The organism is Phocaeicola acetigenes (assembly GCF_027529745.1).
In the GTDB taxonomy this organism is placed as follows: Bacteria; Bacteroidota; Bacteroidia; order Bacteroidales; family Bacteroidaceae; genus Phocaeicola; species Phocaeicola acetigenes.
The window spans coordinates 542,960-556,466 of record NZ_JAPZVM010000001.1 but is presented as its reverse complement, the minus strand read 5'-3'; the positions used below and the strand labels follow the sequence as shown (position 1 = coordinate 556,466).

The window sequence follows — 13,507 nt, the reverse complement described above, 5'->3', positions numbered from 1 at the left end:
TGACCTTATAAAATGAGTTTTGATAACATACATTGACTTTATGTAAGAATCTTAATGGTAGTTTGCTGGGATTTATTCTCTCATATTAGTTGCGTGTTTTCTCCTTTACCGTTATCTTTGCAATAATGTTTTAAAATTATTGTATATGCCAGAAATATCCATCAGAGGTCAGGAAATGCCAGAGTCACCTATCAGAAAGTTGGCTCCTTTGGCAGAGAATGCAAAAAAGAGAGGAATCCATGTCTATCATTTGAATATCGGTCAGCCGGATTTGCCTACTCCTCGAGCCGCCCTTGATGCGATTCGACATATCGACCGCACAGTACTTGAGTATAGTCCCAGTCAAGGCTATCGTAGTTATCGGGAAAAGCTCGTTGGGTATTATGAGAAATATGCCATTCATTTGGATCCGGATGATATCATTATTACAACAGGAGGTTCGGAAGCTGTATTGTTTGCTTTTTTGAGCTGTTTGAATCCGGGTGATGAAATCATTGTACCAGAACCGGCGTATGCCAATTATATGGCGTTTGCTATTTCGGCAGGAGCAATTATTCGTACCGTAACGACTACAATCGAAGAAGGTTTCTCCCTTCCTAAGGTTGAGAAGTTTGAAGAGCTGATAAACGAACGGACCAAAGGTATTTTGATATGTAACCCGAATAACCCTACCGGTTATTTGTATACGCGAAGAGAAATGAATCAAATTCGTGATTTGGTAAAGAAGTACGATTTGTTCTTGTTCTCGGATGAGGTTTACCGTGAATTCATTTATACAGGTTCTCCTTATATCTCGGCTTGTCATTTGGAGGGAATAGAGCAGAACGTCGTCTTGATTGATTCAGTATCTAAGCGTTATTCGGAGTGTGGTATTCGTATTGGTGCTTTGATTACAAAGAATCCCAAGGTACGTAAAGCGGTTATGAAGTTTTGTCAGGCACGCTTGAGTCCTCCTTTGATTGGACAGATTGCAGCGGAAGCTTCATTGGATGAGCCGGAAGAATATACTCGCGAAATGTATGACGAATACGTAGAGCGTCGTAAATGTTTGATTGACGGATTGAATCGTATACCAGGGGTTTATTCTCCTATTCCTATGGGCGCTTTTTACACGGTAGCCAAACTTCCTGTCGATGACAGTGAAAAATTCTGTGCATGGTGTTTGGAGGAGTTCGACTATGAAGGAGAAACCGTCATGATGGCTCCGGCCAGCGGATTCTATACCACACCGGGTAAAGGAAAGAATGAGGTACGTGTAGCTTACGTTTTGAAAAAGGAAGATTTGGTTCGTGCTCTCTATGTGCTACGTAAAGCTCTGGACGCTTATCCGGGAAGAGTAGACGATTAAGCAATTTTCGTGCTGATATGAACTGGAAACTATTTGTAGCTCGTCGTATTTACAAAAATAATAAAGACGGAAAAGAAGTCTCTAAGCCTGCCATACATATTGCTGTGGCAGGCATTGCCATTGGTTTGGCTGTCATGATTGTAGTGGTGGCTGTTGTAATCGGCTTCAAGCATCAGGTACGCGATAAGGTTGTAGGCTTGGGAGCCGATCTCTTAGTGACCAGCTTGGACGATGCTCAGTCTTATCAGGCTACACCGATAGTGGGAAATGACAGCTTGATGCAGGTGTTGCAGTCTGTACCGGAAGTGAGCCACGTACAGCGGTACTCTACAAAACCGGGCATGATTATGACATCAGATAATTTCCAGGGAATGGTACTCAAAGGAATAGGACAGGAATATGATCTGACTTTCCTTAAGAAACATCTGCAAGAAGGCGAGATTCCTCTTTTTGCAGATTCGGCATCGAGTGGTAAGGTACTGGTATCACGGACTATCGCTAATAAATTATCTTTGAAAGTAGGCGATAAGCTGTATACATATTATTTGGAAAGCAAGATACGGGCTCGCCGTTTGACAGTTGCAGGGATTTATCAGACTAATTTTTCGGCTTACGACGATCTGTTTCTGGTGACCGACCTGTATACAGTGAATCGTTTGAACAACTGGAAGTCCGAACAGGTAAGTGGACTGGAAGCAGCCGTTTCTGATTATAGTAAACTGGATTGGGTAAACGATAGATTCCGTGAACATCTCGATACGAAAGAAGATCGTTATGGAAGCATATATTATTCCCGTACGGTAGAAGAAGCGTATCCTCAGATTTTTGCATGGCTCGATTTGCTGGACATCAATGTATGGGTAATCTTGATTCTAATGATAGGAATCGCAGGCTTTACCATGATATCCGGTCTGTTGATTATTATATTGGAACGTACCAATATGATTGGAGTGCTTAAGGCATTGGGAGCAGACAATACAGCTATCCGCAAAGTCTTTCTATCTTTCTCGGTCTTTCTTATTACCAAGGGGATGATATGGGGAAATGCAATCGGACTGTCCATTTGTGTCATACAGTATTTCTTCCATCCCGTAAAACTCGATCCTGCTACTTATTATGTAGACTTTGTTCCGGTTGAATTCAATTGGGGAATTTATCTGTTGCTCAATATCTGTACACTCATTGTGTCTGTTCTGATGCTTGTCGGTCCGTCTTATCTCATAAGCCGCATTCATCCGGCCAAGTCCATTCGTTTTGAATAATACCCTAAGAGTTTATTCTTTGAATAACTGCACCTTTGCTCCGAAAGAGAATCTTAAGATGTCTTTCATTGTAAGAGCATGGTTAGTAGCCTTACTGATAATGTATAACTCACAAGTACCGACTTCGTAGAACAGTGAGATGTTTCGTAATGTTTTATGATGAGGGTTGAAACCTATTCGTTGTCCTATAAAAATATAAGGGCGGAGTTTTGTACTGAAGTTGTAATACTTGTTAGGATAACGGCCCGGTTCTTTTTTCCAGAATTCTTCACCTGCAATGGTTGTTACATAAAGACCACAGTAAAAAGGTTCTATAGCCCAATGATCATTCAGTGAAATGCTGAAAGGAATATAGTTCTGTTTGACAGTAAAGGTAAGCCTGAACTGGTTTGCATATTTTTTAGGAAGATATCCTACAAAGAAATCCGTTTCCCATTGCGTACGCTTTCCGTAATCCCACCCTATACCCAAAGAAGAAACTCCCATGCCTCCTGCATATTGGTATTTAACATGAGTCGGCTTTAAACGTTGCCATCCTTTATATCTTAAATGAACTCTTTTATCCCATTTTCGTACTGTTGTGACAGAATCGGAAGGCGATTCCGCAAAAAGCAAAGCAGGAAAGGAAATAAGTATAAAGAGAAAATGAATTTTAAAAATCAATGACTTCATAGGTATACTGATCTTGAGTGATGGTGAAATGTAAATAGGAACGTTTTTCTATATTGGCACATTGGTAATAAAAGATTCCGTCTTCAAATAAATCTTTTGCACTGAGGGTATGGCCATGTCCATGAATACAGAACTGAAGACTGGGAAACAGTTTGATGTACTCGTGGAAGATAAAAGCCGTATTGTTGTTAAACTGTTCGGAATAGGGGGCTGCATGCATTGCTACTACAGTTTTTTTGATGGAAGGAGAAAGGTTCTCAAGCTCGTTACGAAGAAACGTAAAATCGGGCACAGCTTCTGTATAGTCAAATTCCAAGGCATTGGTGTTAAGGCAGATGAAACGTACATCTCCTGCTGTAAAAGCATAATTCTCTTTCCCGAAAACTAGATTGAACACTTCTTTTCCAGTGGCCAAGCAGTCGTGATTTCCTAAAAGGCATACATAAGGAACTGTCAGACGGTTTAGGATGTCTCTTTGTTTCTCGAATTCCAGTTTCATTCCGAAATCAGAAATATCTCCAGTATGTATAACAAAGTCAATGTCATTGCGTGCATTGATATTCTCTACTGCATCTTCCGTTTCATCGTACCAGCGTTGGGTATCGCTGATGACTGCAAAAGAGATTGTTTCTTTTGTTTGCAGGCTTTGCTCTATTTCCTGAATGTTTTTATCGTTTATTCCGGTCTCTCCGTCTATATCTAAATCGTACGGGTGATACTCTATCATGTCGCATCCGGATAGGAAGCAAAGCGTAATCAGAGTGTATAACTGAAATAAATATTTAGTCTGATACATGGTTTATTTGTAATTGGTTATGGGCAAAAGTAGATATTAAATTTAGAAAGAAGAAGATTGTTTACTCCGGAAAAGTGTTCTATTTCACCGTATTTTGGTCAATTTGAAAAATGGTGAAGTCTATTTTGTAAAAACGGAGTGTAATGACAGAAGTGGCAAATGGATTTAGTAAGAGAGATAGGACAAAAAACAAAATATCCTTTTAATCGTTGTATCTTTGCACACTGTCTAAGTTTTATTGCGGAAAATAATTATGAATAAAGGTAATCTTGTATTTTGTAATCGGGAAGAAGCTGTTTCGCGTATGAACCTGTGGGGGAGCGAACGGCGCAGTTTCTTTTTTCTGGTAGATTTCGACGGAGAAAAGTGTTTGGTGGAAGAAACATCGAAGCTTTCTTCGGAAGACCTCTTGTTTGTATTTCCCGATGTAGCGAATGTAAAAGACAAAGTCACACCTTTCCCAGATTCATTCGACTGGCAGGCTTTTCCTCAGTCGTTTGAAGAATATGCCAGATCGTTCGATATAGTTTACCGCAATTTATACGGAGGCAATTCTTTTCTGACCAATTTGACCTGTGCGACTCCTGTTCGCACCAACCTGACGCTCCGGCAAGTGTTCGATCATGCACGGGCAAAGTATAAACTTTGGGTAAAAGATTCCTTTACTGTTTTTTCTCCCGAGACCTTTGTCCGCATAAAAGACGGGTTTATATATTCATACCCCATGAAAGGCACTATCGATGCCACTTTGCCCCATGCCCGCGAGCAGTTGCTGGGCGATGAGAAAGAAACCGCCGAGCATGCTACTATTACCGATTTAATTCGCAATGACCTGAGTCAGGTAGCCACAGAAGTTACCGTGATGCGTTATCGCTATCTGGAAAAACTCATTACTCATCGGAGTACGCTGCTTCAGATGAGTTCGGAGATACGCGGCAGACTGCCCGAAGACTATCGCAGTCGTTTGGGCGAACTGTTCTTTTGTATGCTTCCGGCCGGTTCCATTACCGGTGCCCCCAAGAAGAAGACTGTAGAAATTATCCGTGAGGCAGAGACTTATCACCGTGGCTTTTATACCGGTGTGATGGGGTATTTTGATGGTGATAATCTGGATAGTGCAGTCTTGATTCGTTTCTTGGAGCAGACAGAACAAGGCATGGTATACAAAAGCGGTGGAGGCATTACTTTTAAGAGTGATGTACGGAGTGAATATGAAGAAATGAAACAGAAAGTATATGTACCGATTTATTGAAACACTCTGTATAGAGAACGGAGAACTGAAAAATGTAGAATACCACAATCGCCGTATGAATGAAACACGGCGTTTCTTTTGGAATGATTCCCCTTTGCTGGATGTGCGGAACTTTGTCAATCCGGAGGGGTATGAAGAGCGTACCCGTTGCAGACTGGTGTATGGTTACGAGATAGAGTCGGTGGAATATTTTCCTTATACAATACGTCCGGTTTCCTCACTGAAACTTATTCAGGATGAAACAATAGACTACCGTTTCAAATGGGCAGACCGTTCGGTACTCGACCGTCTGTTTGCACAACGGGAACAGGCCGACGATGTCCTGATTGTGCGGCACGGATTCCTCACAGATACCTCCATTGCCAATATTGCTTTGTGGAATGGACGGGAATGGCATACTCCTTCTTCCCCTCTGCTGAACGGAACTCACCGGCAGCGCCTGCTCAATGAAGGCCTTGTAACAGAATATCCGATAAAAGCCGGTCAGCTGGCAGATTATACCCATATCCGTCTGTTCAATGCAATGATTGAATTTGGAGAATTGGAACTGTCTGTTGAAAATGTTCTAGAGTAATTGTTGCCATAAAATAAAAGGTGAAAGGACAATGGTAATATAACTTCTTGTGAACGTTTGTGTACTGTATCCGACGACGTCGGATGCATAATCGGCGATGTCGTTTCCGCAGTCAGCGCTGTCGGCTGTATAGCCGGTGCCGTCGGATATACGTCTGGAATTGATTTGCTGATATATGTCGGCAACAGGGTGAAACAACCCTTATGTGAAGGGTGAGGAGAGGGGTTTCGCCCTATTGTATAAACAGACTTTGCAATAAAATGAAGCCAGTCTCCTTTTTTTCTTAAAAAAGCTATATATTTGCATCGCAAAACAGGAAATTAAGATATTAAAACATAAAGATATGCTTACTATTAAACAAATTACAGAAGATACCGAGAAGGTAATTCGCGGATTGGAGAAGAAGCATTTTGCAAATGCAAAAGAAACCATTGCACAAGTGCTTGAGCTGAATGACAGAAGACGCAATGCGCAAAATCAGTTGGACAGAAACCTGGCAGAAGTAAACTCCATCTCGAAGAGCATCGGTATGCTGATGAAAGAAGGCAAAAAAGAAGAAGCCGAAGCTGCCAAAGCTCGTGTAGCTGAAATCAAGGAAGTAAGCAAAGGTTTGCAGGCAGAAATGGATAAGGCTGCAGAAGATATGCAGAATGTATTGTATACCATTCCTAATGTGCCTTACGACAGTGTACCCGAAGGAACAGGTGCCGAAGACAATGTGGTAGAAAAAATGGGAGGAATGGAAACTGAACTTCCGAAAGATGCTCTGCCTCACTGGGAACTGGCAAAGAAATACGATTTGATAGATTTCGATTTGGGTGTGAAGATTACCGGTGCAGGTTTCCCTGTATATAAAGGTAAAGGTGCTCGCTTGCAGCGTGCGTTGATTAATTTCTTCCTCGATGAGGCTCGTGCTGCTGGTTACGAAGAAATTATGCCTCCTACAGTAGTGAATGCTGCTTCTGGTTACGGCACAGGTCAGTTGCCCGACAAGGAAGGTCAGATGTATCACTGCAATTTGGATGATCTGTATCTTATCCCTACTGCAGAAGTACCTGTAACAAACATCTACCGTGATGTGATTCTGGATGAAAAGCAGTTGCCTATCAAGAATTGTGCCTATACACAGTGTTTCCGTCGTGAAGCAGGTTCTTATGGTAAGGATGTACGTGGTTTGAACCGTTTGCACGAATTCTCTAAAGTAGAGTTGGTTCGTATCGATAAACCGGAACATTCTAAACAGTCTCATCAGGAAATGTTGGATCATGTAGAAGGCTTGCTGAAGAAACTGGAATTGCCGTATCGTATTCTCCGTCTGTGCGGTGGTGATATGAGCTTTACAGCTGCGTTGTGCTTCGACTTCGAAGTATATTCGGAAGCACAGAAACGCTGGTTGGAAGTAAGTTCTGTTTCTAACTTCGATACTTATCAGGCTAACCGCTTGAAATGCCGTTATCGTAATGCTGACAAGAAAACTGAACTTTGTCATACATTGAACGGCTCTGCATTGGCATTGCCTCGTATTGTAGCAGCTCTGCTTGAAAACAACCAGACTCCGGAAGGCATCCGCATACCGAAAGCACTGGTTCCGTACTGCGGCTTTGACATAATTGACTAAGATAGAAATCCTGATATTTTGAAGACAGAATAAGTCCGGTTGTTTCTTTTGGGAAATGCTGATGCATGGCCAGAAGAAACAATCGGATTTTTCTTTTTCTTTTCTGTCCGATTATAATTTTTTTGTTAAAATAATCATGGTTTCATGTACGCTTTTCAAAAGAAATGCTTACTTTTGCAGTGCGTTATAAGGAGGGGTGCAAAAGAATTTTATATTCTTCCTTTATTTTATGCGAGCGTTTATAAAGTTTATTATAAAACCTTTAAAATTTAACTAAGATGATTAAAGTAGGTATTAACGGTTTCGGTCGTATCGGCCGTTTCGTATTCCGTGCAGCTCAGAAAAGAAACGATATCCAGATCGTAGGTATTAACGACTTGTGCCCAGTAGATTACTTGGCTTACATGTTGAAATATGATACAATGCACGGTCAGTTCGACGGTACTATCGAAGCAGACGTTGAAAACAGCAAATTGATCGTTAACGGTAAAGAAATCCGTGTAACAGCTTGCAAAGATCCTAAAGAATTGGCTTGGGATGCAGTAGGTGCTGAATACGTAGTAGAATCTACTGGTTTGTTCTTGACTAAAGAAAAAGCTCAGGCTCACCTTGAAGCTGGTGCTAAATATGTTGTAATGTCAGCTCCTTCTAAAGATGACACTCCGATGTTCGTATGCGGTGTAAACGAAAAGACTTACGTTAAAGGTACTCAGTTCGTTTCTAACGCTTCTTGTACTACTAACTGCTTGGCTCCTATCGCTAAGGTTTTGAACGACAAATGGGGTATCACTGACGGTTTGATGACTACAGTTCACTCTACAACTGCTACTCAGAAAACAGTTGACGGTCCTTCTATGAAAGACTGGAGAGGTGGTCGTGCTGCTTCTGGTAACATCATCCCTTCTTCTACTGGTGCTGCTAAAGCTGTAGGTAAAGTTATCCCTGAATTGAACGGTAAATTGACTGGTATGTCAATGCGTGTTCCGACTTTGGACGTTTCAGTTGTTGACTTGACTGTAAACTTGGCTAAACCTGCTACTTACGCTGAAATCTGCGCTGCAATGAAGGAAGCTTCTGAAGGCGAATTGAAGGGTATCCTGGGTTACACTGAAGATGCAGTTGTTTCTTCTGACTTCTTGGGTGACACTCACACTTCTATCTTCGATGCTAAAGCTGGTATCGCTTTGACTGATACTTTCGTTAAAGTTGTTTCTTGGTATGACAACGAAATCGGTTACTCTAACAAAGTATTGGATTTGATCGCTCACATGGCTTCTGTAAACTGCTAATCAGTTCTTACAACCATATAAGCAAAGCCACCGGAATTTCCGGTGGCTTTTTTTGTTGTTATATTTATCAGCAGCAATGTGGTTCGTTGCAGATATACGGGGAAGCTTCGCATTCTATCGTGATATGCTGGATGTTCATTTCATGCATTTTGTGTCTTAGCTGCTGTTTGATGTTTTCCATCTGTCTGATATCTTCCAATACAATGTGTATGGTGGCCGCATTTTCTGTAGTACTTATTGCCCATATGTGCAGATGGTGCCAGCTTTGTATGCCAGGAATATTGGAAATCATCTTTTCTATTTCATTTATATGGATGCTGCTTGGTACTGCATCAAGCGAAAGGCACATGCTTTCTTTCAGAAGTCGCCATGTAGAAAGCAGGATGATGAGTGCAATAAGTAAGCTGATAAAGGTGTCTATCAGCGTAAAACCGGTATAAATGATGATAAAGCCGGATATCACTACACCGACAGAAACCAGTGTGTCCATGGCCATGTGCAGGAAAGCTCCCCGTACATTAAGATCGTGCTTTTGTTTTTTCATCAGCAGCCAGGCTGTAATGCCGTTTACTATAATGCCGGCACCGGCAGTCCATGATATCGCTTCTCCTGATATTTGTTCAGGATTTCTTAATTTGTAAATACTTTCTATCAGTATACCTCCGACTGCGATAAGTAAGATAATGGCATTGGTCAGGGATACTAATATGGTGCTTTTCTTATATCCATAGGTAAAATGACGGTTACTCCGGTGTCTGGCTATTCGGAAGGCAAATAAAGACAGAAGCAGGCTGAATACATCGCTTAGGTTATGACCGGCATCCGACAATAGACCGAGAGAATGATATATAAATCCTATTCCGGCTTCCACAACAACAAAAGATAAATTTAGAATGATGCAGATAATAAAGATAGAGTTGAGGGATGTAACGGGATGACTGTACTGGTGTGAATGATGAGATTTCATATCTTTTTATTTTAAAAGTTTCAGACAAAAGTATAGTTGTTACGTCATATAACCATGTTGTTGAGCCTTGAAAAAAGGGAGATGATGTCTGTTTGCAACTCGGTTGCAATTAAAAGCATTGTTTTGTATTAAAAAAAGTAAAAAAAGAAGGCATAAATGAATGAAATTAAGCGATTTGTATTTACTTTGATAATGTTTAAAAATAAAAAATTAAAACTATGAACGAATTACTTGCAAAAATTAAGGAATTGAATGCTGCGTTGGTTGCAGATGCAGAACAGCAGATTGAAAAAGGTAACAAGGCTGCTGGTACTCGCGCACGCAAGGCATCTTTGGAATTGGAAAAAGTGTTGAAAGAATTTAGAAAAGCTTCTTTGGAAGAATCAAAAAAATAACATTTTCCCAATATTAGGAAGAGATTGTATCGTTGATGAATGATGCAATCTCTTTCTTTTTTGTGGGGCTTTATATTAAGAGAATATTTTTTATGTCCATACATACTCTATTCTCGATTTAAAGGTTTATCTTTGTCCACTACTTTTAAATTTTATACAAAGCAATGAAGAAATTTATGTTTTTGGCAACTGCCGGTTTGTTGGCACTTGCTTCATGTCAGGAAAAAGCAGGCTATACCATCAAAGGTACTGCAGAAGGTGTAGCAGATGGTGAAACTGTATTTTTGCAGGATTATGTAGATGGTAATTTTGTAAAGAAGGATTCAGCTGTAGTTAAAGCGGGTGCTTTCGAGTTTAAGGGTACTCCCGACTCTGTAACAGTGAGCCGTTACGTAACTTGTTGGTCTAACAACCAGCGCATGATGACTATGGTGTTCCTTGAAAATGGAGTAATCAATGTAAACTTGGCTCCAAAGGGAGAAAGCACTGTTGCTGGTACTTTGTGCAATGACGCTTATCAGAAATTTATGGGAGAATATGGTGCATTGAGCAAAGAAATGAGAGAAATGTACCGTAAATCAATGGCAGATTCTACACTGACTGATGCACAGCGTGAAGAAATAATGAAAGAACTGGATAAGAAAGATAGTCTTGGAATGGAGATGGTTCTCAATGCAATGGCTTCAAATATTGACAATGCAATGGGAGTACACATGTTGGCTTCTTATGGATCATCTTTCCCTGCAGAAAAGGTAGAACCTCTGTTGGATAAGGTGCCAGCTGCTTTCAGTAATAATGAAAAAGTGGTAGAATTGAAAAACTATTTCAGTGTATTGAAGAAAACTGCGGTAGGACAGAAATTCACAGACTTCTCAATGAACACTCCGGAAGGACAGACTGTGAAGTTGTCTGACTTCATCTCTCAGAATAAATATACATTGATTGATTTCTGGGCAAGCTGGTGTGGTCCTTGCCGTCGAGAAATGCCGGTTGTTGTAGAAGCTTATAAAAACTTTAAAGCTAAAGGTTTTGGCATTGTAGGTGTTTCTTTGGATGAAGACCTGGATAAATGGAAGAAAGCAATCACTGACTTGAATATTACTTGGCCTCAAATGTCTGACTTGAAAGGTTGGCAGTGCGAAGGTGCTAAGTTGTATGGAGTACGTGGTATTCCGGCTACTGTATTGGTAGACCAGGAAGGTACTATTGTAGCACGTGATTTGCGTGGTGATGATTTGGGTAAGAAATTAGGAGAATTGATGAAATAATCAATAGAATATTTCTGTAGGAAGCTGGATTGAACGAAAGTTCAATTCAGCTTTTTTTGTTTGTATGTGTTTGTTGGTTATCTTTTTAAGGAAGGGAAATATTTCCTTTTAAGAGTTTGATTGATAGTGCCTTGTAAGAATGAGTAAGAGAGCATTTGTAGTAGAAGTAATATTAGTTGAATATTAATAAAGGTTAAATTGTAATTTATTTGAAGTGTATGAAGAACAAAAAGGCCAAGTCTGGTGTTATATACATGTTTTTCATAGTAATAGATTTATAAACAAAATTTGTGCTTGTGAAAGTATGAATTTACAGGACAAAAGAGTTTGTCTTGAAAAAAGAAGAGACTGCCTTTCCCCTGCAGTCTCTTTTCTTTTTATAATAATTCTTTTTATAAGGCTATGTCTTGGTACAAGAATCGTTTGATACTTTTCTTGGCCGTTTTCTCAAACTCTTCTGGATATAATTTGACTCGTGTTATCTGGCAATAGGCAGGTAACACTTTATTAAGTTCTATTCTGTTGTTTTCGATAGCTTCTTCCAATTGTTTTGTATTGAACCCTTGTGCATATGCTTCTTCGTTGTCTGCATATACTAAAGCTATAAGCTTATCACCAGAAAGAATTACGAGAGATTCGTTTACAAAAGGCATATTGTTAAGTCGAGCTTCTATTTCTTCAGGATAGATGTTCTGTCCGGAAGCCGTCAGAAGCATGTTCTTGCAACGTCCTTTGATAAAAATATTTCCTTCCTTATCTTTAATAGCCATATCACCGGTATGTAACCATCCGTCTTTATCGATAGTTTGTGCCGTAGCTTCTTCGTTCTTGTAATATCCCAACATTACATTGGCCCCTTTGCATACAAGTTCTCCTGGTATTTTTTCTGGATCGGATGACAATACGCGAGTTTCCATATTGGCTACAGTTTTGCCACAGGAGGTATAAAGAATTTCATCCCATCGGCTGTGGCAGATGAGAGGAGCGCATTCGGTCATGCCATAGGCTATGGTATATGGGAAATTGATTTTTCTAAGAAAGGCTTCTACTTCGGGATTGAAAGGAGCACCTCCTACTACAATTTCAATAAAGTTACCTCCAAATACCTCCATCGCCTGTTGGCGGATTTGTTCTTTGATACGATCACTGATGATAGGTAATTTCAGTAAAAGTTTTCCCATTCGGTTGTCTACTTTAGGGAGAATGTTTTTCTTGAAAATCTTTTCTACAATCAGAGGAACGCATGCTATGACACGTGGGCGGATCTCTGCAAATGATTCTGCAATGATTTTAGGACTTGGCATACGTGTCAGGAACCAAAGGTGAGCGCCTACTGTCATTCCATATAGGAAATCGAATACCAGGCCGAAGATGTGTCCTAACGGAAGCATGGAAACGATTCTGTCACCCGGTTTCAATCCTACTTTATCGTGGATGTGGATAATATTAGATAGGATGCTGCGATAAGGAAGCATTACCCCTTTGGAGTATCCGGTTGTTCCTGATGTGTAATTGATTACAGCAAGTTCTTCCGGTAACTCTCTTCGGTAATTAACCTGTTCGGCACGGAAGCGGCACGGATAGCGTTTACCGAATTCTTCGTTTAAATGTTCACGTATGTAACTAAGTTCTTTAGAGCGGGAAACCACTAAATCGAAATTTTTCAATTCAATGATTCCGTCTAAATGAGGCATAGCTGCTTCGTTGAAGTTTTCCCACACCTGATCACCCACAAATAACATACGTGCTTCCGAGTGGTTGACGATATTATGTACGTTATCGGCTTTAAACTCATGCAGGATAGGAACGGCTACGGCTCCGTAAGTGATAATACCTAAGAAAGTTGCTGTCCAATTGGCACTGTTACGTCCACAAAGTGCTATTTTATCTCCAGGCTTAATGCCTATATGTTCAAATAAGATATGTAACTTTTCTATTTTGCGTGCTACATCCTTGTATTGCAACGTGATTCCTTTGTAATCTGTAAGCGCATCCTGATTCCAATTATTGCGGATGCTTTGTTCGATAAGCTCTATAAAACTATTTTGTATTTCCATTGTTGTTTT

At 40.3% G+C, this 13,507-nt stretch carries 12 protein-coding genes; 8 read left to right on the top strand and 4 right to left on the bottom strand.

Annotation, left to right across the window (positions count from 1 at the left end; all coding sequences use genetic code 11):
* Nucleotides 1–145 precede the first annotated feature (145 nt).
* Nucleotides 146–1,348 (top strand): pyridoxal phosphate-dependent aminotransferase, encoded by a 1,203-nt coding sequence (locus O6P32_RS02425; protein ID WP_269876571.1) that lies wholly within the window; start codon nt 146–148, stop codon nt 1,346–1,348.
* A gap of 17 nt (nt 1,349–1,365) precedes the next feature.
* Complete coding sequence (locus O6P32_RS02420) at nt 1,366–2,610, top strand: ABC transporter permease (RefSeq protein WP_178265869.1); 1,245 nt, start codon at nt 1,366–1,368, stop codon at nt 2,608–2,610.
* Nucleotides 2,611–2,622: 12 nt separating this feature from the next.
* Here O6P32_RS02420 and O6P32_RS02415 read toward each other — a convergent pair whose 3' ends face one another.
* Nucleotides 2,623–3,282 carry a hypothetical protein gene (locus O6P32_RS02415; protein WP_269876569.1) on the bottom strand — a complete coding sequence of 220 codons (660 nt, stop codon included), beginning with the start codon at nt 3,280–3,282 and terminating at the stop codon, nt 2,623–2,625.
* Entirely contained in the window at nt 3,263–4,078 is an 816-nt protein-coding gene (locus O6P32_RS02410) for a metallophosphoesterase family protein (RefSeq protein ID WP_178265867.1), read from the bottom strand. The genes O6P32_RS02415 and O6P32_RS02410 overlap by 20 nt, the downstream gene beginning before the upstream one ends.
* A gap of 253 nt (nt 4,079–4,331) precedes the next feature.
* Here O6P32_RS02410 and O6P32_RS02405 point away from each other — a divergent pair, with 253 nt between their 5' ends.
* The 4 genes from O6P32_RS02405 (at nt 4,332) to gap (ending at nt 8,811) form a co-directional block, all read left to right on the top strand.
* Entirely contained in the window at nt 4,332–5,330 is a 999-nt protein-coding gene (locus tag O6P32_RS02405; RefSeq protein WP_269876568.1) for an aminodeoxychorismate synthase component I, read from the top strand.
* Nucleotides 5,314–5,904 carry an aminotransferase class IV family protein gene (locus O6P32_RS02400; RefSeq protein WP_269876567.1) on the top strand — a complete coding sequence of 197 codons (591 nt, stop codon included), beginning with the start codon at nt 5,314–5,316 and terminating at the stop codon, nt 5,902–5,904. The genes O6P32_RS02405 and O6P32_RS02400 overlap by 17 nt, the downstream gene beginning before the upstream one ends.
* A 343-nt stretch (nt 5,905–6,247) precedes the next feature.
* Nucleotides 6,248–7,522, top strand: a complete 1,275-nt coding sequence (serS, locus tag O6P32_RS02395; RefSeq protein WP_178265864.1) for a serine--tRNA ligase — start codon at nt 6,248–6,250, stop codon at nt 7,520–7,522.
* Between the two features lie 278 nt (nt 7,523–7,800).
* On the top strand, nt 7,801–8,811 hold the full coding sequence (gene gap / locus O6P32_RS02390; RefSeq protein WP_178265863.1) for a type I glyceraldehyde-3-phosphate dehydrogenase: 1,011 nt from the start codon (nt 7,801–7,803) through the stop codon (nt 8,809–8,811).
* A gap of 67 nt (nt 8,812–8,878) precedes the next feature.
* Here the strand turns inward: gap and O6P32_RS02385 are convergent, their stop codons facing one another.
* The gene (locus tag O6P32_RS02385) at nt 8,879–9,778 is read right to left on the bottom strand and encodes a cation diffusion facilitator family transporter (RefSeq protein ID WP_269876566.1); all 900 of its coding nucleotides are present in this window, start codon (nt 9,776–9,778) and stop codon (nt 8,879–8,881) included.
* Between the two features lie 218 nt (nt 9,779–9,996).
* Here O6P32_RS02385 and O6P32_RS02380 point away from each other — a divergent pair, with 218 nt between their 5' ends.
* Both O6P32_RS02380 and O6P32_RS02375 read left to right on the top strand, forming a co-directional pair.
* Nucleotides 9,997–10,173 (top strand): histone H1, encoded by a 177-nt coding sequence (locus O6P32_RS02380; protein WP_178265861.1) that lies wholly within the window; start codon nt 9,997–9,999, stop codon nt 10,171–10,173.
* Nucleotides 10,174–10,337: 164 nt separating this feature from the next.
* Nucleotides 10,338–11,441, top strand: a complete 1,104-nt coding sequence (locus O6P32_RS02375; RefSeq protein ID WP_269876564.1) for a TlpA disulfide reductase family protein — start codon at nt 10,338–10,340, stop codon at nt 11,439–11,441.
* A 392-nt stretch (nt 11,442–11,833) separates the two neighbouring features.
* Here the strand turns inward: O6P32_RS02375 and O6P32_RS02370 are convergent, their stop codons facing one another.
* Nucleotides 11,834–13,498 carry an AMP-binding protein gene (locus O6P32_RS02370; protein WP_269876563.1) on the bottom strand — a complete coding sequence of 555 codons (1,665 nt, stop codon included), beginning with the start codon at nt 13,496–13,498 and terminating at the stop codon, nt 11,834–11,836.
* Nucleotides 13,499–13,507 lie beyond the last annotated feature (9 nt).

What these genes read in the sequence shown, in the direction of transcription:
- O6P32_RS02425 (WP_269876571.1), top strand. Translation starts at nt 146, where the DNA reads ATGCCAGAAATATCCATCAGAGGTCAGGAAATGCCAGAGTCACCTATC.
- O6P32_RS02420 (WP_178265869.1), top strand. Translation starts at nt 1,366, where the DNA reads ATGAACTGGAAACTATTTGTAGCTCGTCGTATTTACAAAAATAATAAA.
- O6P32_RS02415 (WP_269876569.1), bottom strand. Translation starts at nt 3,282, where the DNA reads ATGAAGTCATTGATTTTTAAAATTCATTTTCTCTTTATACTTATTTCC.
- O6P32_RS02410 (WP_178265867.1), bottom strand. Translation starts at nt 4,078, where the DNA reads ATGTATCAGACTAAATATTTATTTCAGTTATACACTCTGATTACGCTT.
- O6P32_RS02405 (WP_269876568.1), top strand. Translation starts at nt 4,332, where the DNA reads ATGAATAAAGGTAATCTTGTATTTTGTAATCGGGAAGAAGCTGTTTCG.
- O6P32_RS02400 (WP_269876567.1), top strand. Translation starts at nt 5,314, where the DNA reads ATGTACCGATTTATTGAAACACTCTGTATAGAGAACGGAGAACTGAAA.
- serS (WP_178265864.1), top strand. Translation starts at nt 6,248, where the DNA reads ATGCTTACTATTAAACAAATTACAGAAGATACCGAGAAGGTAATTCGC.
- gap (WP_178265863.1), top strand. Translation starts at nt 7,801, where the DNA reads ATGATTAAAGTAGGTATTAACGGTTTCGGTCGTATCGGCCGTTTCGTA.
- O6P32_RS02385 (WP_269876566.1), bottom strand. Translation starts at nt 9,778, where the DNA reads ATGAAATCTCATCATTCACACCAGTACAGTCATCCCGTTACATCCCTC.
- O6P32_RS02380 (WP_178265861.1), top strand. Translation starts at nt 9,997, where the DNA reads ATGAACGAATTACTTGCAAAAATTAAGGAATTGAATGCTGCGTTGGTT.
- O6P32_RS02375 (WP_269876564.1), top strand. Translation starts at nt 10,338, where the DNA reads ATGAAGAAATTTATGTTTTTGGCAACTGCCGGTTTGTTGGCACTTGCT.
- O6P32_RS02370 (WP_269876563.1), bottom strand. Translation starts at nt 13,498, where the DNA reads ATGGAAATACAAAATAGTTTTATAGAGCTTATCGAACAAAGCATCCGC.